8 protein-coding genes are annotated in these 9,670 nt (G+C 55.7%); all 8 read left to right on the forward strand.

What is annotated here, in order from left to right; translation table 11 throughout:
• Positions 1 to 167: 167 nt before the first annotated feature.
• Complete coding sequence (locus VMA74_RS15455) at positions 168 to 611, forward strand: pilin (RefSeq protein WP_325368525.1); 444 nt, start codon at positions 168 to 170, stop codon at positions 609 to 611.
• A 351-nt stretch (positions 612 to 962) separates the two neighbouring features.
• Positions 963 to 1,400, forward strand: a complete 438-nt coding sequence (locus tag VMA74_RS15460) for a pilin (protein ID WP_325368528.1) — start codon at positions 963 to 965, stop codon at positions 1,398 to 1,400.
• A gap of 63 nt (positions 1,401 to 1,463) precedes the next feature.
• Positions 1,464 to 3,602 (forward strand): tetratricopeptide repeat protein, encoded by a 2,139-nt coding sequence (locus VMA74_RS15465; protein WP_325368530.1) that lies wholly within the window; start codon positions 1,464 to 1,466, stop codon positions 3,600 to 3,602.
• Positions 3,599 to 5,611, forward strand: coding sequence for a hypothetical protein (locus VMA74_RS15470; protein ID WP_325368532.1), 2,013 nt, complete (start codon positions 3,599 to 3,601; stop codon positions 5,609 to 5,611). The genes VMA74_RS15465 and VMA74_RS15470 overlap by 4 nt, the downstream gene beginning before the upstream one ends.
• A gap of 80 nt (positions 5,612 to 5,691) precedes the next feature.
• Complete coding sequence (gene gmd, locus VMA74_RS15475; protein WP_325368534.1) at positions 5,692 to 6,801, forward strand: GDP-mannose 4,6-dehydratase; 1,110 nt, start codon at positions 5,692 to 5,694, stop codon at positions 6,799 to 6,801.
• A gap of 4 nt (positions 6,802 to 6,805) precedes the next feature.
• On the forward strand, positions 6,806 to 7,735 hold the full coding sequence (locus VMA74_RS15480; protein ID WP_325368535.1) for a GDP-L-fucose synthase: 930 nt from the start codon (positions 6,806 to 6,808) through the stop codon (positions 7,733 to 7,735).
• 32 nt (positions 7,736 to 7,767) lie between these two features.
• The gene (locus tag VMA74_RS15485) at positions 7,768 to 9,087 is read left to right on the forward strand and encodes a hypothetical protein (protein ID WP_325368536.1); all 1,320 of its coding nucleotides are present in this window, start codon (positions 7,768 to 7,770) and stop codon (positions 9,085 to 9,087) included.
• Positions 9,088 to 9,124: 37 nt separating this feature from the next.
• Positions 9,125 to 9,670 (forward strand): DegT/DnrJ/EryC1/StrS family aminotransferase (locus tag VMA74_RS15490; RefSeq protein WP_325368538.1); only part of this gene is annotated, 546 nt, incomplete at its 3' end.

Genomic DNA, 9,670 nt, shown 5'->3' on the forward strand with positions numbered 1-9,670 from the left:
CCGACTGGTTGAAAAACGCGCTATGTTTCAATAATAAACTGTGATGTCAATCACGCGGAGCGCATCACCCTCGCTAAGCAAACACAGTTAAAGCCACGCAGTAGTTGTCACCCACTTTGTTGGTATGAAGGATGCTTCTCCGTTTAGCTAGACAAGGGGGATCTGACATGTTTCGGCAAAAACTTATGAAAGGTTTTACATTGATCGAACTGATGATTGTTGTCGCGATCATCGCCATTCTTGCAGCCATTGCGATACCTGCCTACCAGGACTATCTGATCCGCAGTCAGGTCGCCGAGGGTTTCAGCTTGGCCACGGGGGCGAAGGCCGCGGTATGGGAATTTGTTGCGAACACTGGACGCTTCCCTGGCAATAACCTGTCAGCGGGGCTGGCTAGCGCAAACTCCATTTCCGGCAGCTACGTTTCCAGCGTGGACGTCACCACCGGTCAGGTCAAGGTGGCTTTCAGCGGGCCGAAAGCTAACACCGCCTTGAGCGGCCAATATCTGGTGCTTTCCCCTATCACTGGAGCCGGAAGCATCGCATGGCATTGTGGCCCACCGAATACGACCGTTTCGAGCAAATATCTCCCATCCATCTGCCGGAACTAGCCGCCCGGCTAGTGACCTGTCAAAGCCGCTGGCAGGAAGCCGTTCCTGACAAAAAACGTCACAAGTCGACGCAAGCGGTCCCTGCCCCCGTGTCGTTCATGTCCAGTGCTGACATAAAGATGGACCACACCTGACAATGAGTCAGCCGCCTTTCGTGATCCTCACCACAGAGTGCATATCAAGGCATTTCCGGACTTCGGCAGCAGGGCGAAATGGCATGTATAGTGCTTCGACTTCTACGGCTTCCTGGTCGTTCCTGACCATGATGAATGGGTCCGATCCCGCCTAGGGGGCTCGGGGCTGGGGCTCAGGGGGCATCTAGGGTTAGCTAACCAATACAGAGGAACATCCATGAAGACCATGCAAAAAGGTTTCACTTTGATCGAACTGATGATTGTGGTGGCGATCATCGCGATCCTGGCGGCCATTGCCATTCCGGCCTACCAGAACTACTTGATCCGTGCCCAGGTGAGTGAAGGCGCGGTGTTGACGGATGGCGCCAAGACCGCCGTCGCCGAATTCTACTCGAATACGGGTAATTTCCCCTCAAAGAACGCTTCCGCGGGCCTCGCCACACCAACCTCCATCAGCGGTAGCTATGTGAGTTCCGTTGATGTAAGCACCAAGGCTGGCACCATCATCGCTACGTTCGATGGCCCGAAGGTGAATTCGAAGATTGCTGGCGATACCTTCATTCTTTCCGCCACCACCTCGGCCGGCGCGCTGGGCTGGACGTGCCATACCGGCACGGTTCCCGCGGCATATCTGCCGACTTCGTGCCGCAGCTAATTCCACTCATGTGGTAACAAGTGAAGGGCCACCTCGAGTGGCCCTTCTTTTTTCTGCCTGCACGTGTCCGGTGATCACTTGCAATTGCGATTAGGCCAATATGTTTACCTGCCCGTGTTATGCGGGATCCTGCTAATCAGTTGGCAGATCTATGCACCAGGGCTGCACGGCGGATTCCTGTTCGACGACTACGCAAACTTGCCGAGCCTGGGCGCCACCGGTCCCATTGATCACTGGAGCGCATTTTGGCGTTATATAACCAGTGGCCACGCCGATCCGACCGGCCGCCCCATTGCCATGTTGAGCTTTTTGCTTGATGCGCGGGATTGGCCGGCGAGCCCATTTTCATTCAAACGCACCAACTTGCTGCTACACCTGCTGAACGGCGCGCTGCTTGCCTTGCTGCTCCGGCAACTCGGTCGCAGCAGTGTCCGTAACGCACAGGCCCCCTCGGCTAGCGACTACTTACGCATCGACTTGGCCGCTCTCCTCGGTGCCGCGCTATGGCTAGTGCATCCATTATTTGTGTCTACCACGCTCTATATCGTGCAGCGGGAGGCGATGCTGCCGGCCACATTTACCCTTATCGGCCTGCTGTTATGGCTTCGCGCGCGTTACGCCATGTTGCAAGGGCGCACCGCCACGGGCCTGATCGGGATCATTGCAGGCCTGGGTGTTTGTACGTTGCTGGCCACGCTGAGCAAGGCCAATGGAATACTGCTTCCCTCGCTCGCGTTGGTCATTGAATACGTTTTGCTGAGGGTAGCCGGCCAACAAGCACCCCACTCGGCTCTTCCGGCGGAGCCTGGATCATCAAGCTCCAACGCTCGCCAGCATAACGAAGGGTTTTATCGGAAAGCCATGCTCCTGTTCGCATGGCTTCCTACCGCGGTCATCGCGGCTTATCTAGCCCAACAAGGCTGGAACGGCTTTACACACGGCATATCCCAGGTTCGCCCTTGGACGTTGGCGCAACGCTTGCTGACCGAACCACGCGTATTGGTGGACTATCTACGGTTGCTTTGGTTGCCGCGTGCTTTCACTCCAGGACTGTTCAACGATCAGATTCGGGCTTCAACAACACTTTGGTCGCCTGCCAGCACGCTGCCGGCCGTCTGCACCATAGCCGCCTTGATTATCGGCGGCTGGCTGATTCGCCGTCGTAGGCCAGCCCTGGCATTAGCCATCCTCTTCTATTTCGTCGGTCAGGCACTCGAATCCAGTACCGTGGCATTGGAACTGTACTTTGAGCATCGCAACTATCTGCCCGCCATGCTGATGTTCTGGCCGCTCGCGCTGTGGCTATGTGACGCCCATCCGGCTGTGTTCGGGCACATCACGTACACATCCGACCAACATCAACCCGGCACAAAAACAAACCGTCCTGCGCTAGCGAAAGCTGCGCTCGCCGTGCTCATCTTGCTCGGCTGCAGCGTGATGACCCATGCACGCGCCAAGCTTTGGGGTGATCTCCAAGATCAGGCTCTGCTCTGGGCACGGCTCAACCCCAGCTCGCCACGCGCCCAGGCGTATGCCACCGAAATCGACATGGCCACCGGCAATCCGGCCCGGGCCATAGCCCGCCTTCGACCGCTACTCGCCAGGCACCCGGACCAGGTACAACTGGCACTCAACCTTTTTGGTGCCGAATGCCAAATGGGCGAAGTGGACCCCGCCACCCTGAGCGCCTCCCGTATTGCATTGAGCACCGCCCGCGACCCAGGCACCCTCCTCACTCACTGGTTTGAGCGTGTCATGGATCAGGTTGCCAAGCCACCTTGTCCACAGCTCAGCTATGGCACCATCGATAGCCTGCTGGACGCCGGCCTGACTAATCCGCACTTTACATCCACCGCGGGCCGCGAGCAGGATCTCTATTATTTGAAGGGTCGACTTGCGCTCAAACAAGGTGATGCAGAGAGGGCATTGAACGACTTCAACCACGCACTGGACCTGCAAGTTCGAATCGCCGCAGCACTCGGACAAGCAGCCCTTTTGGGTTCGGCTGGATACCCAAGGCTGGGACTGGCGCATCTTGATCATTACGAAGCCGAAAGCAACCGCGAGGCCCAGCCGGATTTCGGCATGCCGCGCGTGCACGCATGGGTATTGCAACGGCAACAGTATTGGCCCCGCGAGGTGGCACACCTTCGCGCTACACTCCAACAGGATGCCACGCAACAAGCCGCCAACCATCCATGAACTTCAGCCGCTTCATCAAGCAAGCCATACAGCACCGCTGGCCGATCGCGGGCCTGTTGATACTCGGATTCATACTTACCGCCGCCATTTATTGGCCGGGGCTTTCCGGCAGTTTCTTTTTCGATGACTTCCCCAATATTGTCGACAACAAAGGGGTGCAGCCCACCGATGCGTCACTACCGTCGCTGATCAACGCCGCCCTTTCATCGCCCTCAAGCGAATTCAAGCGGCCATTGTCTTCGTTGACCTTTGCTGCAAATTATCTGCTTACGGGGCTCGATCCTTACTGGATGAAACTGACCAACCTGGTCATTCATCTATTGAATGGATGGCTGTTGTTTCTGCTTGCGCGCAGTCTTATCGCTGTTGCACAAAAAACAGCAGCCAATCATACACAGCGCACCGATGCCGTCGCTGCGTTTATTGCATGCGGCTGGATGCTATTGCCGATCAATCTTACTGGCGTGCTTTACGTCGTCCAACGCATGGAAAGCCTCGCCAATCTGTTCGTGCTGATGGGCCTGATAGGTTATATGGCGGGACGCAAGCGCATGCTGTCCGATGGCGACGACCCATCATCCTCCAGTCAATCCAAATCCGATTGGGGTGGGCTCGGCATCTGTACGGCCAGCATCGCCTTTTTTACGCTCATCGGGCTGCTGGCCAAAGAAACGGCGGTGATGTTGCCGCTCTATGCATTTCTGATCGAGTGGGTCTTGTTTGGTTTTCGCAAGCGGCCTGCTACTACTTCACAAGTTACCCATCCACGGGACTTGCGCCTCATCAGCCTCTATGTGATCGGATTGCTTACTCCGTTCGTTGTCGGCCTTACGTGGCTGCTGCCCGGTCTACTTAGGCCGGCAAGCTGGGCCACCCGCGACTTCACCTTGAGCACGCGCCTGCTCAGCGAAGCCCGGATCGTAGTGGACTACGTTATCTGGACCTTATTGCCCACACCCAATGCGCTCTCCTTCTACCACGACAACTTCGTTATCTCGACGGGACTGTGGCATCCATGGACCACACTCCCTTGCATCGTGATACTGGCAGCCATGGCCTTGCTGGTTCCCATATTGCGTCAGAGGTGGCCACTGGCGTCGCTCGGCGTCGCGCTCTTTTTAGGTGCCCACCTGCTTACCGCCACCATCCTGCCGTTGGAACTGGTCTACGAACACCGCAACTATTTCGCCAGTTTCGGGCTCCTGCTAGCCGTGGTACCCCTGCTAGCCAAAGGCATAGGGAGCCATTCCCCGCAGCCAACACGGAGTTTTGTCCTTGCCCGCAGCGCCGCGCTAGTTGTGCTGATGCTGTTGTGGGCCTTTGAAACAGCTATCACCGCCGCCGCATGGGGCTCGCCGCTCAGCCTGGCCGAGACATTGGCAACCCGCGCACCCGACTCCCCACGGGCGGAATACGAACTGGGTCGCACTTACATCATTTACTCCCATTACGACCCACGCTCACCGTTCACGGCCCTGGCGTATGCTCCACTGGAGCGCGCCGCCGCACTGCCTCACTCCTCGATTCTTCCCGAACAAGCCTTGATCTTCATGAACGCACGCATGCACCTGCCGCTAAAGGATGCATGGTGGGACAGCATGATCAAAAAACTGAAATCTCGCCCCGCCGGGGTACAGGATGAGAGTTCGCTCGGCGCCTTGACCGAATGCGCGCGCGATCACGACTGCGAACTTCCCCCCCAGCGCATGGTGGATGCCTATCTGGCCGCGCTATCGCACCCCAATCCAAGCGCGCGCCTGCTTTCCATGTATGGCGACTACGCTTGGAACACCTTGGGCGATCGTGAGTTGGGTCTACGCATGACCGATGCCGCAGTCAAAGCGTCGCCTAACGAGCCGGCGTATCGTATAACAAAAATTCGCATGCTGGCCGCACAGGGCCGCGACATGGAAGCCAAACAAGCGCTGAAACAGTTGCAATCACTCAATATCGGCGGAAGATTAAACGATGAATTAACACAATTGAGCAATTTGCCGGGTTTGCGTTAAGCCTTGACGCTTCTCCGCGTTTAAGCTCCAAAAGTACTTAGACCGCTATTTCACAACTAATTCGAGACTACAGGCCCCAAGTGAAACGCGCACTTATTTCGGGAATTACCGGGCAAGACGGCGCCTACCTCGCAGAGTTTCTTCTGGCGAAAGGCTACGAAGTGCACGGCATCAAGCGTCGAGCCTCGTCGTTCAACACCACGCGTATCGACCATCTATACCAGGATCCGCACGACCCCGAGCGTCGACTCTTTCTGCACTATGGCGACCTGACTGACGCCACCAACCTGATTCGTATCATCCAGCAGGTGCAGCCAGATGAGATCTACAATCTTGGCGCGCAAAGCCACGTGCAAGTTTCATTCGAAACGCCCGAATATACGGCCAACGCTGATGCTATAGGCACCCTGCGGGTGCTAGAGGCAATTCGTATTCTTGGCCTTGAAAACAAGACACGGTTTTACCAAGCGTCAACGTCTGAACTATATGGTCAAGTGACTGAAACACCGCAAACCGAACGCACTCCGTTTCACCCACGCTCGCCCTACGGGGTAGCCAAACTATATGCTTACTGGATCACGGTTAACTACCGTGAAGCATACGGCCTCTATGCCTGTAACGGCATCCTATTCAACCACGAGTCGCCACTACGCGGTGAAACCTTCGTTACGCGCAAGATCACCCGTGCGATTGCCCGCATCTACCTCGGGCTGCAGGACTGCCTCTACCTCGGCAACCTGGATGCTCGGCGCGATTGGGGGCATGCCCGCGACTATGTCGAGATGCAGTGGCTGATGCTGCAACAACCCGTCGCCGAAGACTATGTTATCGCCACGGGCGTGCAGCACTCCGTTCGCGAGTTCATTGAACAGGCCGCTGGCGAACTTGGTGTCACCTTGGCATGGCACGGTAAGGGCGCAGACGAATATGCCTGCATTCTAGCCGCTCCGTATCAGTGTGCCGCCAAACCCGGTCAACGCATTGTTGGTATCGACACGCGTTATTATCGTCCGGCAGAGGTGGACACACTGCTCGGCGACCCGAGCAAAGCTCGCCAAAAGCTCGGCTGGACTCCTCGCATAGGCTTTTCCGAATTGGTCCGCGAGATGATGCAGAACGATTTGACCTTGGCCCAACGCGATGCGCTAGTGATAAACGCCGGCTTCAACGCTCATTCGCCGCAGGACTGACACCATGAATCTGCACTCCCGGATCTATGTTGCCGGTCATCAGGGTTTGGTCGGCAGCGCCATCGTCCGACGCCTGCAAACCGAGGGTGCGACAAATCTGATCCTGCGCACTCATCACGAGCTGGATCTGGTCGACCAAGCGGCAGTCGAAGCCTTCTTTGTAGCTAAACGCCCTGAATATATTTTTCTGGCGGCGGCCAAGGTCGGCGGTATCCATGCCAACAGCACCTACCCCGCTGAATTCATTCGCGATAACCTAGCTATTCAGACTAACGTCATTCACAGTGCATGGAAATGCGGTAGCAAAAAACTACTATTTCTCGGATCATCGTGCATCTACCCACGCGATTGCCAGCAACCAATCAGGGAAGAATATCTGCTTACTGGTCCGCTAGAGCCCACTAATGAGTGGTATGCCATCGCTAAAATCGCTGGATTGAAGATGTGTCAGGCTTACCGTCGACAATATGGTTTCAACGCGATAGTGGCAATGCCGACCAATCTCTATGGCCCAGGCGACAACTATCACCCTGATAACTCGCACGTAGTGCCGGCACTAATCCGTCGCATCTATGATGCGAAGATCGTTTCCGCACCGCAAGTTACTATTTGGGGTAGCGGAACGCCGCTGCGGGAATTCCTGCATGTCGAGGATCTAGCCGATGCAGCACTTTTCCTGATGCATAATTACAACGACGAAGACTTGATCAACGTGGGTTCCGGTCAAGAAGTATCTATCGCCGAACTGGCAAGCACAATTGCAAGCGCGGTGGACTACAAGGGGCAACTTGTCTTCGATACCAGTAGGCCAGACGGTACCCCGCGCAAACGGCTAAACATCAATCGCCTGCACGCACTAGGTTGGCGAGCGCGAATTCCGCTAAGGCCAGGACTGGAACAGACGATTGACGCTTTCGCGCTTACCCGCTCATGAATGCTCACGATCGAACCACCCGAGCCCAGTCGATGTCGCGCCGGGTGGGCCCCCGTGGACGCCGGATCCTTCATACCGGTGCATGGTCAATCGTCGCAAAGGTATTCGCCGCCGCCAATCTGTTCCTGACGGTGCCATTTGTATTGCATACGTTGGGACCAAAGCTTTTCGGTGTATGGGCGACACTCGTCTCGTTGGTAATATTCGCGGGCTTTCTAGATTTCGGCATCGGTAACGGCACCATGAACTTGGTAGCTGCGGCTCAGGGGCGTGGCGCCTACGACGAGATTGGCCCCATCCTTCGCGAGGGGCGTCGTACATTGCTCTGGCTTGCCCTATGGTTGGCAGTCGCGTCGTCAATTGCTCTGCCATTAGTTCCATGGCAACACCTGCTTGGGCTTCCCGACGAAATGGCAGCTAGCTGCCGCACAGCTACCGCTGCCATATTATTCACCGTCGTCCTTGCAGTACCGTTAAACCTTGCCAACCGCGTACAACTCGGCTTAGGGCGAGGTGATCGCGCATTTCGGTGGCAGGCATTGGGGCAACTGCTGACTACGGCCGTGGTGATCGTACTCGCAAAATTGGATGCGTCGCTCCCGTTACTCGTACTGGCAGCAGTAGCTACCCCTCTTGTAGCTTCCGCCGCCAATACTTGGCTGTTGTGGCTTGAACCTCAAATGGCTTCATCTGGCAAAAAGAACGATCCGACAATCGCTACACACATACGCCGTGAGGGTTTGCTATTTTTTGTTCTTCAGCTTGCCGCAGCACTCGCGTACTCAGCCGACCTGCCACTAATCTCCACGCTTCGCAGCCCTGCGGATGCGGGTACCTACGCCATCGTGCAGCGACTATTTTCCGTCATTCCGCTTGGGCTTGGCCTGATTTGGACACCACTATGGCCGATCTATCGACAGGCATTGGCGGCCGGCGACTATAGGTGGGTCATGCATACATTACGACGCTCAGTGGTGTTGGCGGTACTCGCTGCGTTTTTCACGAGCTCCGTCCTTATGCTGGGCTTTGATCGAATCGTCCCGCTTTGGGTACACAAGCCAGTAGCGATCGCCGGAACCTTATTGGAAGGATTCGTCGTATGGTGCACTGTTAATGCCGCAGGGACCGCCATCGCCACCTTTCTTAATGCTGCAAGTGTCATGCGCTATCAAGTGATCACTGCAGCCATCTTCGCGATTGCGTGTATTGGGCTAAAGGCCTGGGCAATTAGCCACTTCGGCATCTGGATTGTGCCATGGATAACGGCCACTACTTTCTTGTTTCTAAATTTAGCCCCCACTCTTCTATTGGGACCGCGCATCATTGCGTTTGCTCATTCAAAGATCTACTAGAAACCACATACTTCAAATACCACGGATCTCCCTATAAATGACTCCCAATTCTAATTACGCATTTCCGCTTGTGGACTCAAGCTACGATAACCAGGAAATACTGCGCTGCATGGAAACGTTGCTGAGCGGCCAACTCACCATGGGGCGTAGAGTGCATGACTTCGAGCTTGCGTTTGCGGAACATGTCGGCGCCAATTATGCCGTAATGGTAAATTCGGGATCATCCGCCAACCTTCTTGCAGTCTCCGCGATCATCAATCCACTACGGTCAAGACGATTACGCGTCGGTGATTATGTAGCAGTGCCGGCAGTTTGCTGGTCGACATCAATTTGGCCGCTCGTGCAACTTGGCCTTAAACCGGTGCTGGTAGATGTAGATCCCTCAACCCTGAACTTGTCCATAGCTTCTTTACTAGAAGCACTAGACCGCTTTCCAATCAAAGCAATTCTTATGGTGCATGTGCTTGGCAACAGTACCGATTTGTCGAGATTGTTGGATATCGTCGACAAAAAGTCGTTGCTTCTCTTAGAGGATACTTGCGAGTCGTTGGGCTCAAGATTTGAAACAAGGTCCCTGGGAACT

The organism is Dyella sp., assembly GCF_035508675.1.
Taxonomy (GTDB): domain Bacteria; phylum Pseudomonadota; class Gammaproteobacteria; order Xanthomonadales; family Rhodanobacteraceae; genus Dyella_B.